This window comes from Sphingopyxis sp., from assembly GCF_041916015.1.
Lineage (GTDB): Bacteria > Pseudomonadota > Alphaproteobacteria > Sphingomonadales > Sphingomonadaceae > Sphingopyxis.
Window position 1 is genome coordinate 13,681 of sequence record NZ_JAYSAH010000099.1, and the last position, 15,221, is coordinate 28,901.

Below are 15,221 nucleotides of genomic sequence, written 5' to 3' on the forward strand. Positions count from 1 at the left end.
CTAAGGATGCTTCGCGGCCCGCGCAACGGGGCTTTCGAGGAACGGGCGAAACATGATAGGGGCAGCGCCATGAACGCCGAAGCCCTCTCCGCGCCCCGCCTCGACGACGCCGATGCCCTGAACGCCGACATGGGCGCGCGCGCGCGCGCCGCCGCGAAGCGACTCGCCGTCGCGACGACCGAAGAGAAGGCGGCAGCGCTCCGCGCGGCGGCGGCGGAGTTGCGCGCGCAGGCGGCCGCAATCCTCGACGCCAATGCCCGCGACATGGCGGCGGGCAAGACCGCGGGCCTCACCGCGGCGATGCTCGACCGGCTGCGCCTCGACGAAGGCCGGCTCGGCGCGATCGCCGATGCGGTCGAGGCCGTCGCGGCGCTGCCCGATCCGGCCGGGCAGACGATCGACCGCGCGGTGCGCCCGAACGGCATGGAGCTGAGCCGCGTCCGCGTGCCGCTCGGCGTCGTCGGCATCATCTACGAAAGCCGCCCCAACGTCACCGCCGACGCCGCGGCGCTCGGCCTGATGTCGGGCAATGCGGTGATCCTGCGCGGCGGCAGCGAGGCGGTGCACAGCAACCGCGCGATCCATGCGGCGCTCGCCGCCGGGCTCGCCGAAACCGGCCTGCCCGCCGACGCGGTGCAACTCGTCCCGACACAGGACCGCGCCGCGGTCGGCGCGCTGCTCCGCGCGCAGGGCCTTGTCGACATCATCATCCCGCGCGGCGGCAAGGGCCTCGTCGCGCGCGTGCAGGACGAAGCGCGCGTGCCCGTGCTCGCGCATCTCGACGGGATCAACCATCTCTATATCGACGGCGCCGCCGATCCCGCAAAGGCGGTCGAACTTGCCGTCAACGCCAAGATGCGCCGCACCGGCATCTGCGGCGCGATCGAGACGATCCTGATCGACCGCGCCTACCCCGCACCGCTCGGCATCGTCGATGCGCTGGTCGCGGCGGGCTGCGAAGTGCGTGGGGACAAGGACATCGCGGCGTTGAGCCCCCACGCCGACCCCGCCTCCGCGGGCGACTGGGACACCGAATATCTCGACGCGATCGTCTCGATCGCGCTGGTCGACGGCCTTGCGGGCGCGCTCGCGCATATCGACGCGCATTCGAGCCGCCACACCGACGCCATCGTCACCGAGGACAAGGCCGCGGCCGAACGCTTCCTGTCGGAGGTCGATAGCGCGATCGTCATCCACAATGCCTCCACCCAGTTCGCCGACGGCGGCGAATTCGGCCTCGGCGCCGAAATCGGCATCGCAACCGGCCGTCTCCACGCGCGCGGCCCGGTCGCGCTCGAAGGGCTCACCACCTATAAATGGCTGGTGCGCGGCACGGGGCAGGTCCGGCCCTGAACGATAGGATTCGCTTGTGGCGGCCCGTCGGTCCCGAGGAACTGGTGCTCATCACAGAGCCTTGAATCATTTGTATACGAGCGATACATTCTGAATCATGGATGCGACTTCCCCTATTTCAGCCCGGATCGACGCAGGCGTTTTAAACGGTCTCGATCAACTCGCGGAACGGTACGATCGTTCGCGGTCATGGCTGGTGGCGCAAGCCGTGCGCGAATATGTGGAACGAGAGACCGAGTTCCTGGAATTCGTCAAGGCTGGGGAAGACGACATCGCCGCCGGTCGCATATACACTCAAGAAGAGGTCGAAGCCTGGCTTGAGGAGCGTATCGCGAAACGAAGCGGCCCTTCTTCCTAAACCGTGGAATCGACGATCATCTGGACGAAGCGCGCTCGGCAGGATCTGGCGCGCATCGATGACCATTATAGCGGGCTCGATCTGGAGTTCGCGAATCGTGCCGCGAGAAACGCCGTCGCTGCCGCGCGCTTTCTATTGGCGAACCCTTTTGCCGGGCCTGCCGTACAAGGCACCTCCTATCGCAAATGGCGGGTCGGCGATTCGCCTTTCCTTCTCTTCTATCGCGTCGAGAAGACTGCGATCCATGTGGTAAGGATCCGCCATTATCGCGAGGACTGGCACCCGTCGCCATGATCACCACCGGCCTCCTCGGCGGCAGCTTCAATCCCGCACATGGCGGGCACCGCGCGATCAGCCTCAACGCGATCGACGCGCTCGGGCTCGACGAGCTGTGGTGGCTCGTCTCGCCGGGCAATCCGCTGAAACCCGCAAAAGGCATGGCGCCCCTTCCCGCGCGGCTCGCCTCGGCGCAGCGCATGGCGCGGCGTTCGCCGATCCGCGCGACCGCGATCGAGGCCGAACTCGGCACGCGCTATACGGTCGATACGCTGAAAAAGCTGGTGCGGCGCTATCCCAACCGCCGCTTCATCTGGATCATGGGCGCCGACAACCTCGCCGGGTTGCCCCGCTGGCGCGACTGGCGGGGGATCGCGCGATTGATGCCGATTGCGGTGATCGCGCGTCCGGGCTATAATGGCCGCACCCATGCCGCACAGGCGATGGGTTGGCTGCGGCGCTTTGTCCGGCCCGCGGACCAGAAACGTCTTTGGACAGACTGGAGACCGCCTGCCCTCGTGTTCCTGCGTTTTTCGCCCGACGTGCGATCCGCAACTGCAATACGGCAGGCCAACCCCCGCTGGTTTGAAAGCTATGCAGGCCGCGCCTTGCGCGACCCGCTGACGCATTCGCGCCTGGCCATGGATGAAAGGAATGAAACCGCTTGATAGCCGCCAGTAAGGATGCCGCGCCCGGCGCCGCACCTGCCCCGAAGTCTTCGGACGACAGCGTGGAGGCACTCCACGCCCTGATCCTTCACCAGCTCGACGAGGACCAGGCCCAGGAAACCATCTCCATCCCGCTCGCCGGCAAGAGCAGCATCGCCGATCATATGGTGATCGCGAGCGGCCGGTCGACGCGCCATGTCTCGGCGATCGCCGACAAGCTGGCGCAGCGCATCAAGCAGGAAACGGGCCGTCCCGTCCGCGTCGAGGGCCTGCCCAACGCCGACTGGGTGCTGATCGATGCCGGCGATGTCATCGTCCACCTGTTCCGTCCCGAGGTGCGCAGCTTCTACAACCTCGAGCGCATGTGGTCGTTCGGCGACGCGCCGCCGGTTACTGCGGTAAATTGACGCCTCCGCCTCGCTAACGTAGGCGAGGCGTCATGCTTCTCCACATCATCGCGCGCGGACGTATCGGGCGTGGCCCCGAGGCCGAGCTGGTCGAGCGCTATATGAAGCGCGTGACCTGGGCGCAGAGGATTTCGGAGCTTCCCGACACCGGCGGACGCGTTCCCGCCGCGAGCGACAACAGCCGCACCGTCCTGCTCGACGAGGGCGGCGAGCAGATGTCGTCGCTCGAATTTGCCAAACTGCTGGAAAAATGGCGGGACAGCGGGGTGCGCGAGGCGCGTTTCTGCCTCGGCGCCGCCGACGGCTTCACGCCCGACGAGCGCGAGGGCGCCGACAAGGTCATCGCTTTCGGCCGGGCGACCTGGCCGCACCTGATGGCGCGCGCGATGCTCGCCGAGCAATTGTGGCGCGCGACCAGCATCATCGCGAACCACCCCTATCACCGCGAGGGACGGCAGTGAGGCGCTGGGCCGCCCCGCTCCTGCTGGGTCTCGCCGTCACCGGCGGCGCCTATGCCCTCGCGCAAAGCGACGACATCTTCGACCCCGAGGTGATCGCGGCCCGCGAGCGCCAGCAGTTACTGACCGCGAAGCAGCAGTCGGCCGACGCGATGGCGCGCAGCAACACGCTCGAAGCGCAGGCGGCAGCGGCGCGCGATGAGGCCGACCGGCTCAAGAAACGCAGCGCCGCGCTCGCGGCACGCATCCAGTCGGCCGAGGCCGACATCAATGCCGGCGAAGCCCGCGTCGCGCTCGTCGCGCAGCGCCTGAAGGCGCAGGAGGCACGGCTCGCCGAGCAGCAGCAGCCTTTGCTCGAACTCACCGCCGCGCTCCAGCAGCTTTCGCGCCAGCCGCCGGTCAGCGTGCTCGCGCAGCCGGGATCGCTGACCGACATGGTCCATGCCCGCGCCGTCATCGACGCCGCAATGCCGGTGATCGCGCGGCGCACCGCCGGCGTTCGCCGCGAACTCGTCCAGCTTCGCACGACGCGGCAGCAACAGACGATCGCGCTCCGGGCGCTCGCGGCGAGCAAGACGCAGCTTGCCCAGCGCCGCGACGCGCTCACCCGGCTGGAGAATGAAGGCCGGATGCGCTCGCGCGAACTGATGAGCAGCGCGCAGCTCGAATCGGACCGCGCGCTCGGCCTTGGCGAGAAGGCGCGCGACATCGTCGAGCTGATGGACACGCTCGAGGCCGACAGCGCGGTGCGCGCCGAACTCGCCGAGCTCGCCGGCCCGATGCCGCGCCCGCGCGACCCGACGAGCGCCGCCATCCAGCCTGCGGCGCCCGCGCCCGCCGAGGCCCAATTGACGCGCGGCGCCTATCGCCTGCCCGTCGTCGGGCGCATCGTCGCCGGGCTCGGTGAGGTGAACGACAGCGGGGTGCGATCGCGCGGCATCACGATCGCGGCGCGCCCCGGCGGCCAGGTCGTCGCCCCCGCGCCCGGCCGCGTCAGCTTCGCGGGCGACTATCGCGGCTATGGCAAGATCGTCATCATCGACCATGGCGGCGGCTGGATCACGCTGGTCACGGGGATGATCGCGCTGTCCGCCGGGGTCGGTGACACGCTGGACGCCGGCGCGCCGATCGGCCGCGCCGGATCGGGCGACAGCCGCATCACGATCGAGCTCCGCCGCGCCGGACGCCCGGTGGACATCGCGCAGATGCTGGGGTGACGCGCGCTCCCCCCATCGGGAAGCACCGCTTGACGCCTCCAAAAATCCGTAGGACGATGGCGCGCCGGGGATTATAAGGCAGGTTCACGCCTGCGCGATTGAAAGACGACCATGACCGATTCGACCAAGACCGCCTCTCCCAAGCGCCGCTTCGCGCTGTGGCAGGGCGCCGCCGCGCTTTCGACGCTGGCGCTCGTCCCGCTCGCGACCGGCGCGATGGCGACCGTCGATGCCTCGACGCAGGAAGAAATCTCGCGCTTCATGGACGTTTTCCTCGAGGTCAAATCCAATTATGTCGAGCCGGTCAGCGACGACAAGCTGATCGAGGGGGCGATCAACGGCATGCTCGCCAGCCTCGACCCGCATTCGGGCTATCTCGACGCGCGCGACTATTCGAACCTCCGCACCCAGACCGATGGCGAATATGGCGGGCTCGGCCTGTCGGTCACGATGGAGGACGGCGTCGTCAAGGTGATCGCGCCGACCGCCGACACCCCCGCCGACCGCGCCGGCGTCAAGGCGGGCGACTATATCACCCACATCAACAAGACGCTGATCTTCGGCATGACGCTCGACGAGGCGGTCGAGCAGATGCGCGGCAAGCCCGGCACCCAGGTCGAGATCACCGTCGTCCGCGAAGGGCAGGACAAGCCGATCGAGATGACGCTGACCCGCGAGGTCATCGACGTGAAGCCGGTCAAATGGGAAGTGAAGGACGATGTCGGCGTGCTGACGATCGCCAGCTTCTCGGCCGATGCAACCCGCGACCTTCGCGCCGCGATGGTATCGGTCGAAAAGTCGCTCGGCCACAAACCGCGCGGCTGGGTGCTCGACCTCCGCTCGAACCCCGGCGGGCTGCTCGACGAGGCGGTCGGGGTCAGCGACACTTTCCTCGACCGCGGTGAGATCGTCTCGCAGCGCGGGCGCAAGAAGGGCGATATCGAACGCTATTTCGCCGAGCCCGGCGACCTTGCGGGCGGCGCGCCGATGATCGTGCTGATCGACGCCGGATCGGCCTCGGCCTCCGAAATCGTCGCGGGCGCGCTGCAGGACCAGCATCGCGCCGTGATCATGGGCGAGCGCAGCTTCGGCAAGGGATCGGTGCAGACGGTGCTGCCGCTGACCGACACCACCGCGCTCCGCCTGACCACCGCGCGCTATTATACGCCCTCGGGGCGCAGCGTGCAGGAAGGCGGGATCGAACCCGACATTCGCGTGCCGCAGCTTTCGGACCCCGACTATAAGGACCGCCCGCGCTTCCGCGAAAGCGATCTTCGCCGGCACCTGATCAACGAGAAGAAGGTCGACAACAGCCTGCTCGAAAAGGACGAGAAGGAGGACCCGCGCTTCACCGCAAGCGCCGCCGACCTCAAGGCGAAGGGCATCGACGACTATCAGCTCTATTATGCGCTGCAGACGATCGGGCGGATCAATCCGTCGGCGCAGCGCATGGCGGCGGGGAGCAAGCCGGCCGTGAAGCCGGCGGCCAAGCCGACCGCGCGCAATTAGGATGACGCAGCTGGGAGCTTGATGACGTTGAATTCCTCCACTCGTCATTGCGAGCGAAGCGAAGCAATCCAGAGCGGTTTATGCGACTCTGGATTGCCGCGTCGCTTCGCTCCTCGCAATGACGATTCTGACAAATGCCGCTCGCGGCTTTAGAGGTCTAATGATGCTCCAATCCCGCTTTGCCGCGCCGCTGGTCGCGCTCGCCGCGCCGCTGCTCCTCTACGGCGGCGCGCTCCTGTCGCAGTTCGGCTTCGGCCTTCATCCCTGCGAGATGTGTTATTGGCAGCGCTGGCCGCATCAGGCGGCGATCATATTGGCGCTGCTCGCCCTGCTTCTGAACCGCAACGACAAGGCGATGCGGTTGCTGACCGGGCTCGCGGCCCTTGCCATCGCGATCAGCGGCCTGATCGGCATCTTCCACGCCGGGGTCGAATATGGCCTGTGGGAAGGGCTGACGACATGCAGCACCAGCCATAGCGGCCCAATCTCGCTCGACGAGATCATGGCGGCGCCGATCATTCGCTGCGACGTCGCGCAATGGCGGCTGTTCGGCATCTCGCTGGCGGGGTTCAACGCGATCTTCTCGCTCGGGGCCGCGGCGCTCGTCTTGACCTTGCTCCGCCGCCGGACCACATCGGTCCTATGAGCAAGGACCGCACCGCATCGATGATCCGCGTCGATCAGGCGGGCGAATATGGTGCAACGCGCATCTACGCCGGCCAGCTCGCGGTGATGGGCGACCGTCATCCGATGGCGCGCGAGATCGCCCATATGGCCGAACAGGAAGAGCGGCACCGGAAGTTTTTCGACGCGATGGTCGCGCGGCGCGGCGTCCGCCCGACCGCGCTCCAGCCGGTATGGAACGTCGCAGGCTTCGCGCTCGGCGCGGTCACCGCCGCGATGGGGCCGCGCGCCGCGATGGCCTGCACCGCGGCGGTCGAGACCGAGATCGACCGCCATTACCGCCATCAGATCGAGGAACTCGGCGACAGCGACCCCGAACTCAGCGCCGCGGTCGAGGATTTCCGCGCCGAGGAACTCGAGCATAAGGAAGCGGCGCTCGCCGCGGGCGCCGAAAGCGCCCCCGGCTATCCGCTGCTCAGCCTCGCGATCCGTGCAGGCTGCCGCGCAGCCATCGCGCTCTCCAAGCGTATCTGATAAAGTTCGACCCATGTCTGCCCGTTCAGGACGGATGCAGGCTTTCGGTGCCAAGCCGCGTTCAAACAGGATGAAGGAAAAGACGATGACCCGCCTGCCGCTGACCATGCTTCTTTTCGCGGGAGCCGCAATCGCCCAGCCGGCGTTCGCGCAGGGCGCCGACACGAGCAACGCCGAAAAGATCAATCAGGTCATCGTCTATGGCAACGACAAGTGCGAGCAGTCGAACCCCGACGAGATCGTCGTCTGCAACCGCCTGCCCGAACAGGACCGCTATCGCGTGCCGCAGATCTTCCGCGGCGGCGACCCGCTCGACCCGCGCAATCAGGCGTGGCTGAACCGCGTCACCTCGATGGAACGCGTCGGCCGCTTCGGCATCGACAGCTGTTCGCCCGTCGGGCTTGGCGGCTTCACCGGCTGCACGCAGCAGCTCCTCGCGGGCGCCAAGGCCGAGCGTCAGGCGGCCGACAAGACCGACTGGCAGGCGATGATCGCCGACGAACGCGCCAAGCGCATTGCGGGCATCGACGCCGCGGCGGCAGAGGTCGAGGCGGCAGTGGTCGCCAATGAAAAGGAGCTCGCCGAGCGCCAGAAAGCCGCCGAAGAGCTGGAACGCCAGGCCAGCGGTCAGGCGCCTGCACCCGCGACCGCGGAGCCCCAGGCGGGCGAGTTGCCGGTGCCGCCGAAGCGGTAAGCGGAAAAACCAGCTGTGTTCCGCCCGCGAAGGGTGCCGGGAGTCACGCGCCTCCCGACACGGCCCATCTCCGGTCGGCGCTAGTTTGAACCAGCGGGAGATGGGTCCCCGCCTTTGCGGGGACACGGTTGATTCAGGAAACCCGGTCGCTCACCCTTCACGCGGCGTCCATGGCGCGGCCCCGCGCCCCTTCCACCAGCGCAGCAACAGCCCGAGCGCGACTCCGACCCCGATCGCGATCGTGAGGTCGGCGAACACCGTCAGCAGCATCGTCAGCACGAGCAGGAAAAGCTCGTCGCGCGGCAGCGCGAGATGCTCGCGCCATTTCTCGGGCTCGGCCATGTTGAGCGCGGTCACGAGCAGCACCGCCGCAAGCGCAGGCAGCGCCAACGCCCCCGCCAGATTGCCGGCGACGAGCAGCACCGCGAGGATCACCAGCGCGTGGACCATCCCCGCCACCGGCGTGCGCCCGCCTGCGCGGACGTTGGTCGCGGTGCGCGCGATCGCGCCGGTGACGGGGAGCCCGCCGAACAAGGGCGAAACGATATTCGCATAACCCTGCGCGAGCAGTTCGGCGCTCGGGCGGTGATGGCCGCCGAACATACGGTCGGCGACGATCGCCGAGAGCAGCGATTCGACCCCCGCGAGAAAGGCGATGGTGAAGGCCGCGGGCAGCAGTTCGACGAGGCGCCCCGCCGTCACCTCGGGCCAATGCGGCGCCGGAATCCCCGACGGCAGCGCACCGAACCGCGACCCGACCGTATCGACCGGCAGGTGAAAGGCGGCGACGGCCAGCGAGGCGAGACCGACGGCAATCACCAGCACCGGCCAGCGCGGACGCCAGCGGCGCAGCAACAGGATCGCGGCGACGGTCGCGGCCGTGATGCCCAAGGCCGTTGGGCTCAGCGTCGCCCGTGCCGCCCACAGCGCCTCGATCTTCGGGATCATGTCGGCGGGCACCTTCCCCGCCGTCAGGCCGAACGCGTCCTGAAGCTGGCTGGCGGCAATGATCGTCGCGATGCCGATGGTGAAGCCGTCGATCACCGGCTCGGGCACCAGCGCGATCAGCCGGCCGGCGCGAAAGAATCCGGCGATCGTCAGGATGATCCCCGCCATGATCGTCGCGACGATCAGCCCGTCCATCCCGTGGTTCTGGATGACGCCATAGACGACGACGATGAAGGCGCCGGTCGGCCCGCCGATCTGCACCCGGCTGCCGCTCGTCGCCGAGATGATGAAGCCGCCGACGATCGCGGTGACGAGGCCGACGAAGGGCGTGCTGCCCGACGCAATGGCGATTGCGATGCACAGCGGCAGCGCGACGAGCGCGACGCTGATCCCGGCCAGCGCATCGGCGCGAAACAGCGGCCAGCTGTAATCGCGCATCGTGTCCAGCAGCTTGGGCCGGCGCATCGCATCTCCTTACGATAAGGGTCCGCCGGATGCGCTAGGCCCCGGCCCGCGCCGCGGTCAAGCGTCAGTTCAGCAGATATTGCTTCCAGAAGAGCAATGAGGCCCAGAAGGTGTAATCGACATTCTCCTTCTTGCCCCACTGATGCCCCTCGTTGGTCGCGACCAGGTGCCAGGCGGTGCCGCCGTTCGCCCGTACCGCGGCCACGACCTGCTCGGCCTCCGACGCCGGGACGCGCGGGTCGTTGGCGCCGGTGACGACGAACAGCGGCTTCCCGATGTCGGCGACGCGGGTAAGCGGCGAGATTTCCATGAGCTTCTTGCGCTGCACGGGATCGCGCTCGTCGCCATATTCGACGCGGCGCAGGTCGCGGCGATATTCCTGCGTATTTTCGAGGAAGGTCACGAAGTTCGAGATGGCGACGACGCAGAGGTTCGCGCGCAGCTTGTCGGCGAAATGCGTCGCGGCGGCATAACACATATAGCCGCCATAGCTGCGCCCGGTCAGCCCGAAGCGCGTCGCGTCGAGCCCGGGGTCCTTCGCCAGCGCGTCGAGGAACATACCCATGTCCCTGACGCTGTCCTCGCGCTTGAACGGCCCGTTGTCGAGCCCGACGAAACGCTTGCCATAGCCGGTCGAGCCGCGGACGTTGGGGTAGAAATAGGCGACCCCCAGCTCGTTGACGATATAGTTGGTGCTGCCGAGGAACTCGGGGCGCCACTGGCTTTCGGGCCCGCCGTGGACGTGCATGATCAGCGGCCGCTTGCCAGGGAATTTCGCGGGATCGGGGCGATAGAGAAAGCCCGACATCCCGGTCCCGTCGAAGCTCTTGATCGTGACCAGCTCGGGCTCGATATTGCGCGCGGCGTCGAGGCCGCCGGTCTCGCTCTGCGTCCAGCGCGTCACGGCAAGCGTTTCGGGATCGACGCTATAGGCGTCGGCGGCGCTGCGTGCCGAGGTAAAGCCGAGGCCGATCGCGCCCCACGGCGCGATCTCGAGATGGCCGATCACGCCCGCGGGCAGGGCCTCGATCGTCCGCGCGGCGCCGCTCGCGACGTCGAGCACGCGCAGCCGGCTCACCCCCGCCTCGTTGATCGCATAGGCGATGAAGCGCCCGTCGGGCGAAATGTCGAACGCCTCGACATCCCATGTCTCGGCCGGGCCGCGCGGCGTGAAGGCCCCGGTCTTCGGATCGAGGGTGCCGAGACGCAGCACGTCGCTGCCGGCGTCGCTCGTCGCCCAGATCGTGCCGTCGGGCGCGAAGGTGGCGCCCTCGAAGGCGATCTTCTGCTTGTGATCGCCGATCGGCGTCATCTTGCCGCTCGCAAGGTCGAGGCGGAACAGGTCGGTCTTCTCGACCGAGGCCGACCGCGCGGCCAGCGCCCAGCTCTTGTCGGGCGCGAAGCCCGCGACCGCCCAGCCGTTGCTGTCGACCTGCGCCGCCAGCCGCGCCGATGCAGGATCGCGAGGGTTCATCACATAGATGTCGTTGTCGCGCCCGTTGCGCCGGGTCGAGGTGAAGGCGACGAAGCTGCCGTCCTTGCTCCACGCATCGAGCGAATTGCGGCTCTTGCCGTCGGTGAGCAACTGGAGCCGCCCGTCCTTCATCGCATAGATTTGATAGAATTCGCTCCCGCCCACATCCTTCTCGACCAGCATCATGTCGCCGCCAGACGGCGACCAGCCGCCGTGCGCGACCGGCTCGGCCTCGAAGGTGAGCTGCTCGCGCGCGCCCATCGGCCGGGCGACGCGGTGAAGCTGGGCCGTGTTGCCGAAGCGCGTCGCGATCAGCATCGACCTGTCGGCGGGATTCCAGCCGACGAAGGCCGCACCGCGATATTCCATATAGGGACGCGTCGCGGCGGTGAGCTCGACGGGAACGGCGGGAACGCCGTCGGCGATCAGCCCCGCCGGTTTGGGCTCGGTCGCCGCTCCGTCGCCTTCGGCGGCGAAAGCAGGCGCAAGCGGCAGAACCAAGGCGGCGAGCGCTGCCAGATATCGCATGGATGATGTCCCCATTTTTTGCCAAGGTGAGAGGGCCCTAACGCTAACCGTCTCGTCACCGGATGCAAGGTTTCGACGGAAACCGATCGACCATCGACCAACGGCACGGTTCATCGCGAAAAGGCCCGTCAAGCCGGATGGATAGTGCCGATATGGCCGCGTTTTGGGCACTCTGGCGCGATTTCGTTGCGAATCCGCGACGAAGTGAATGCAAAAATTAACGAATCGCTGGCAGAGTGTCTTGACTCGGGAATTTTAGGGGCAAAACGTGGCGTTTCTGGGAATCGCCAGCCGGAGGGGCTGAAAACATGGCATCGACATTCGGACCGCGCCTCTGGCGCCGATCGTCTGCAAGCGTTCCGCCGGCGCGCAGCCTGGGGCGCCGGATGACCGTCCATGCCGCTGCCGCGCTCATCGCCTTCGCCGCGCTTCAGATCTGGCTCGTGACCAGCGCCGTCGCCGCCGGGGCGCCGTCGGTCCTGATCCTCGTAGCGCTCATCATGCTCCTTGCGCTCGGGGTTCCGACCGCGCGGATGACCGAACGCCGCTGGTATCATCTCAGCCGCCAGGCGCTCGCCAGCTGGGGGCTGCACGCACGTTTCCGCCGCGACGTCCGCCGCCTGTGGATCGCCGCGCTGACGCTGCCCTTCCTGTGGGTCAGCGGCGCGATGGCTGCAACCGACGCCATCGCCGCGATCGCCCGCTGAATCCTCTTTGCTTTCGTCATGCCGGGCTTGATCCGACATCCATTCACGCGACGCCGCTTATGATGGACCCCGGATCAAGTCCGGGGTGACGAAGGGAAATCGGTTCGACGCCCTTCGGTTTGCCGACATAGATTTTGACGCTGGCGCGCGCGCCGTATAGGGCGCGGAGATGCTGACCGTTTCCGAAGCCCTCGACCGCGCGCAGATGCTCTGCGACGCAGCGACCCAGGCCGGCGCCGACGCCGCCGACGCGCTTTACTATTGCAACGCCGCCACCTCGGTCTCGATGCGCCTCGGCGCGCTCGAGGATGTCGAGCGCTCCGAAGGCCAGGATATTTCGCTTCGCGTCTTCGTCGGCCAGCGCAGCGCGAGCGTCTCGACCGCCGACATGGATGCAGGCGAACTCGCCAAGCTCGTCGAGCGCTGCGTCGCAATGGCCCGCGAAGCGCCCGAGGACCCCTATGCTGGCCTCGCCCCCGGGGAATTGCTGTTCAAGGGGCCGGTCCCCGATTTCGACCTCGACGACGGCAGCGAAGCCGATCCGCAGGCGCTGCGCGAAGCCGCGCTGGCGGTCGAGGAGGCCGCGCGCGCGGTCGAAGGCGTCACCAACAGCGAAGGCGGCAGCGCGAGCCACAGCCGCACCCGCTTCGCGCTTGCGACCAGCCACGGCTTCGCCGGCGGCTACGGGTCGAGTGGCCACAGCCTGTCGGCGAGCGTCATCGCGGGCGAAGGCGCCGCGATGCAGCGCGACTATGGCTGGCACAGCGCGCACCACCTGTCCGACCTCGAAAGCGTCGAAGCGATCGGCAAGCGCGCGGGCACCCGCGCCGTCGCGCGGCTGAACCCCGGCAAGGCGCCCGTCGGCAAGGTGCCGGTGCTGCTCGATCCGCGGATCAGCGGCGGCATCGTCGGCCATCTGCTGAGCGCGATCGCCGGGCCCGCGGTCGCGCGCGGCACCAGCTTCCTGCTCGGCAAGGAGGAGCAGCAGCTGTTCGACGGCGGCATCGTCATCCGCGACGATCCGCACCGCCCGCGCGGTTTGCGCAGCCGCGCCTTCGACGGCGAAGGCCTGCCGACCGCGCCGCGCGACATCGTGACCGGCGGCAGGATCACCGGCTGGCTGCTCGACACCGCCTCGGCGAAACAGCTCGGCCTCGCGCCGACCGGCCATGCCAGCCGCGGCGGCGGCGCCTCGGGCGTCACCGCGAGCAATCTGCATCTGGCGGCCGGCGCGATCAGTCCCGAGGCGCTGATGGCCGATATCGAGGAAGGCGTGTACCTCACCGAATTGATCGGCCAGGGCGTCAATCCCGTCACCGGCGACTATAGCCGCGGCGCGTCGGGCTTCGTCATTCGCGACGGGCGGATCGCGGGGCCGATCGCCGAATTCACCGTCGCGGGCAATCTGGTCGACATGTTCGCCGCGCTCGTCCCGGCGAACGACCTCGAATTCCGTCACGCGGTCAACGCGCCGACGCTGCGTATCGACGGCATGACCGTCGCGAGCAGCTGAACGCCGTGCCGGGCCGCAACCTTGAAGCCGTGATCGCCGCGACCCGCGAGGTCGGCGACATGGCGATGGCGCGATGGCGCGGCGAGGGCAAGGCGGTCAATGTGTGGCACAAGTCGCACGACAATCCGGTCAGCGACGTCGATCTCGCGGTCGATGCGCGGCTGAAGGCGGTGCTCGGCGCGATGGTGCCCGAGGCGGGATGGCTCTCCGAAGAGACCGCCGACAATGAAGACCGCCTGTCGTGCCGTGCGATGTGGTGCGTCGATCCGATCGACGGCACGCGCGACTTCATCCGCGGCCGCCCCGGCTGGTGCGTGTCGGTCGCGCTGGTCGTCGACGGCCAGCCCGAACTCGGCGTCCTTTATGCTCCTGCCCTCGACGAACTGTGGGTCGCGCAAAAGGGCCGCGGCGCGACACTGAATGGCGAGGCGCTGCGCGCAAGCCGCCGGATGATCTTCGACGGTTCGCGCGTCCCCGCCGACAGCCTGCCGAAAATCGACCGCGACCTGATCATGGTGACGAAGCCGAACAGCATCGCGCTGCGCATGGCGCTCGTCGCCGACGACCGCGCCGATCTGGTCGCGACGCTGCGGTGGGGGTTCGAGTGGGACGTCGCCGCCGCGACGCTGATCGCCAGCGAGGCGGGCGCGACCGTCACCGACGCTTTCGGCCAGCCGCTCGTCTTCAACACCCCCCGCGCGCAAGCCTTCGGCGTGATCGCCTGCGCGCCCGGGATTCACCGGGCCGTCGTCGGGCGGCTTCACGACCGCGCGGTGGCATTGACGTCGTAATCGGGGCTTTCCTACCTTGTCCGCCAATGCAATATCCATACAGCCCTCGAAAAGAGGCTTAAGGCGACAAAGGAGACAGTTTCGGGCGCTGCGTCCGTATCCTTTGTCGCTTTAACGGCAAGACCGTCCTGCAGCGGCCCACCGCAAAGGCGGTCCCTTGCCTTGACTTTCCGCCCGACTCGCCTTAGTTGCGCATCCATTCCGACAGCCTGACCGGACGGCGAAGCGCAGCCGCGCATTCGTGGTCCGTTTTTTGCGTTGGAAATCAGACGCTTTGAGATAGGACTCGTCTGCCAGCGAGTCCTGTGGAGCAGGAGAAAGAACAATGGCACGTATCGCGGGCGTCAACCTGCCCACCAACAAGCGCGTGATCATCGCGCTCACCTACATCCACGGCATCGGCCGCAAGACCGCCGTCGATATCGCCGACAAGCTGGGCATCGACCACAGCCGCCGCGTTCAGGACCTCAGCGACGCCGAGATCCTCCAGATCCGCGAAACGCTCGACGCCGACCACACGGTCGAGGGTGACCTTCGCCGCAACACGGCGATGAACATCAAGCGCCTGATGGACCTCGCCTGCTATCGCGGCCTGCGTCATCGCAAGGGCCTTCCCGTCCGCGGCCAGCGCACGCACACCAATGCGCGCACCCGCAAGGGCAAGGCGAAGCCGATCGCCGGCAAGAAGAAGTAAGCC

At 67.9% G+C, this 15,221-nt stretch carries 17 protein-coding genes; 15 read left to right on the top strand and 2 right to left on the bottom strand.

The genetic code is table 11. The features are described from left to right. Positions 1-69: 69 nt before the first annotated feature. The 11 genes from ACE3SL_RS14455 to ACE3SL_RS14505 all read left to right on the top strand — a co-directional run bounded on the left by ACE3SL_RS14455 (position 70) and on the right by ACE3SL_RS14505 (position 8,098). Complete coding sequence (locus ACE3SL_RS14455) at positions 70-1,353, top strand: glutamate-5-semialdehyde dehydrogenase (protein WP_374526425.1); 1,284 nt, start codon at positions 70-72, stop codon at positions 1,351-1,353. A 97-nt stretch (positions 1,354-1,450) separates the two neighbouring features. After that, positions 1,451-1,711 carry a CopG family ribbon-helix-helix protein gene (locus tag ACE3SL_RS14460; protein ID WP_374526426.1) on the top strand — a complete coding sequence of 87 codons (261 nt, stop codon included), beginning with the start codon at positions 1,451-1,453 and terminating at the stop codon, positions 1,709-1,711. Positions 1,712-1,714: 3 nt separating this feature from the next. Next, complete coding sequence (locus ACE3SL_RS14465; protein ID WP_374526427.1) at positions 1,715-2,005, top strand: type II toxin-antitoxin system RelE/ParE family toxin; 291 nt, start codon at positions 1,715-1,717, stop codon at positions 2,003-2,005. Then, complete coding sequence (locus ACE3SL_RS14470) at positions 2,002-2,655, top strand: nicotinate-nucleotide adenylyltransferase (RefSeq protein ID WP_374526428.1); 654 nt, start codon at positions 2,002-2,004, stop codon at positions 2,653-2,655. Before ACE3SL_RS14465 ends, ACE3SL_RS14470 begins: the two co-directional genes overlap by 4 nt. After that, entirely contained in the window at positions 2,652-3,062 is a 411-nt protein-coding gene (rsfS, locus tag ACE3SL_RS14475) for a ribosome silencing factor (RefSeq protein ID WP_374526429.1), read from the top strand. The genes ACE3SL_RS14470 and rsfS overlap by 4 nt, the downstream gene beginning before the upstream one ends. Before the next feature lie 32 nt (positions 3,063-3,094). Further along, on the top strand, positions 3,095-3,523 hold the full coding sequence (locus ACE3SL_RS14480; protein WP_374526430.1) for a 23S rRNA (pseudouridine(1915)-N(3))-methyltransferase RlmH: 429 nt from the start codon (positions 3,095-3,097) through the stop codon (positions 3,521-3,523). Then, a complete protein-coding gene (locus ACE3SL_RS14485; protein ID WP_374526431.1) occupies positions 3,520-4,737 on the top strand; it encodes a murein hydrolase activator EnvC in 1,218 nt (405 codons plus the stop codon). The genes ACE3SL_RS14480 and ACE3SL_RS14485 overlap by 4 nt, the downstream gene beginning before the upstream one ends. A 111-nt stretch (positions 4,738-4,848) precedes the next feature. After that, positions 4,849-6,246, top strand: coding sequence for a S41 family peptidase (locus ACE3SL_RS14490; protein ID WP_374526432.1), 1,398 nt, complete (start codon positions 4,849-4,851; stop codon positions 6,244-6,246). 163 nt (positions 6,247-6,409) lie between these two features. Continuing rightward, the gene (locus tag ACE3SL_RS14495) at positions 6,410-6,892 is read left to right on the top strand and encodes a disulfide bond formation protein B (RefSeq protein WP_374526441.1); all 483 of its coding nucleotides are present in this window, start codon (positions 6,410-6,412) and stop codon (positions 6,890-6,892) included. After that, positions 6,889-7,404 (top strand): demethoxyubiquinone hydroxylase family protein, encoded by a 516-nt coding sequence (locus ACE3SL_RS14500; RefSeq protein ID WP_374526433.1) that lies wholly within the window; start codon positions 6,889-6,891, stop codon positions 7,402-7,404. Before ACE3SL_RS14495 ends, ACE3SL_RS14500 begins: the two co-directional genes overlap by 4 nt. 85 nt (positions 7,405-7,489) lie before the next feature. Further along, a complete protein-coding gene (locus tag ACE3SL_RS14505) occupies positions 7,490-8,098 on the top strand; it encodes a hypothetical protein (protein ID WP_374526434.1) in 609 nt (202 codons plus the stop codon). 150 nt (positions 8,099-8,248) lie between these two features. Here the strand turns inward: ACE3SL_RS14505 and ACE3SL_RS14510 are convergent, their stop codons facing one another. Together ACE3SL_RS14510 and ACE3SL_RS14515 are read right to left on the bottom strand one after the other, a co-directional pair. Beyond that, entirely contained in the window at positions 8,249-9,511 is a 1,263-nt protein-coding gene (locus ACE3SL_RS14510; RefSeq protein WP_374526435.1) for a SulP family inorganic anion transporter, read from the bottom strand. Between the two features lie 64 nt (positions 9,512-9,575). Further along, positions 9,576-11,513 carry a prolyl oligopeptidase family serine peptidase gene (locus ACE3SL_RS14515; protein WP_374526436.1) on the bottom strand — a complete coding sequence of 646 codons (1,938 nt, stop codon included), beginning with the start codon at positions 11,511-11,513 and terminating at the stop codon, positions 9,576-9,578. A 308-nt stretch (positions 11,514-11,821) separates the two neighbouring features. On the opposite strand from ACE3SL_RS14515, the gene ACE3SL_RS14520 reads away from it, so the two are divergent. The 4 genes from ACE3SL_RS14520 to rpsM all read left to right on the top strand — a co-directional run bounded on the left by ACE3SL_RS14520 (position 11,822) and on the right by rpsM (position 15,218). Further along, on the top strand, positions 11,822-12,220 hold the full coding sequence (locus ACE3SL_RS14520; protein WP_374526437.1) for a hypothetical protein: 399 nt from the start codon (positions 11,822-11,824) through the stop codon (positions 12,218-12,220). A 169-nt stretch (positions 12,221-12,389) separates the two neighbouring features. Continuing rightward, the gene (locus ACE3SL_RS14525) at positions 12,390-13,733 is read left to right on the top strand and encodes a TldD/PmbA family protein (protein WP_374526438.1); all 1,344 of its coding nucleotides are present in this window, start codon (positions 12,390-12,392) and stop codon (positions 13,731-13,733) included. Positions 13,734-13,738: 5 nt separating this feature from the next. Then, the gene (locus tag ACE3SL_RS14530) at positions 13,739-14,524 is read left to right on the top strand and encodes an inositol monophosphatase (RefSeq protein WP_374526439.1); all 786 of its coding nucleotides are present in this window, start codon (positions 13,739-13,741) and stop codon (positions 14,522-14,524) included. A 325-nt stretch (positions 14,525-14,849) separates the two neighbouring features. Further along, positions 14,850-15,218 (top strand): 30S ribosomal protein S13, encoded by a 369-nt coding sequence (gene rpsM / locus ACE3SL_RS14535; protein ID WP_058454488.1) that lies wholly within the window; start codon positions 14,850-14,852, stop codon positions 15,216-15,218. Positions 15,219-15,221: the final 3 nt, after the last annotated feature.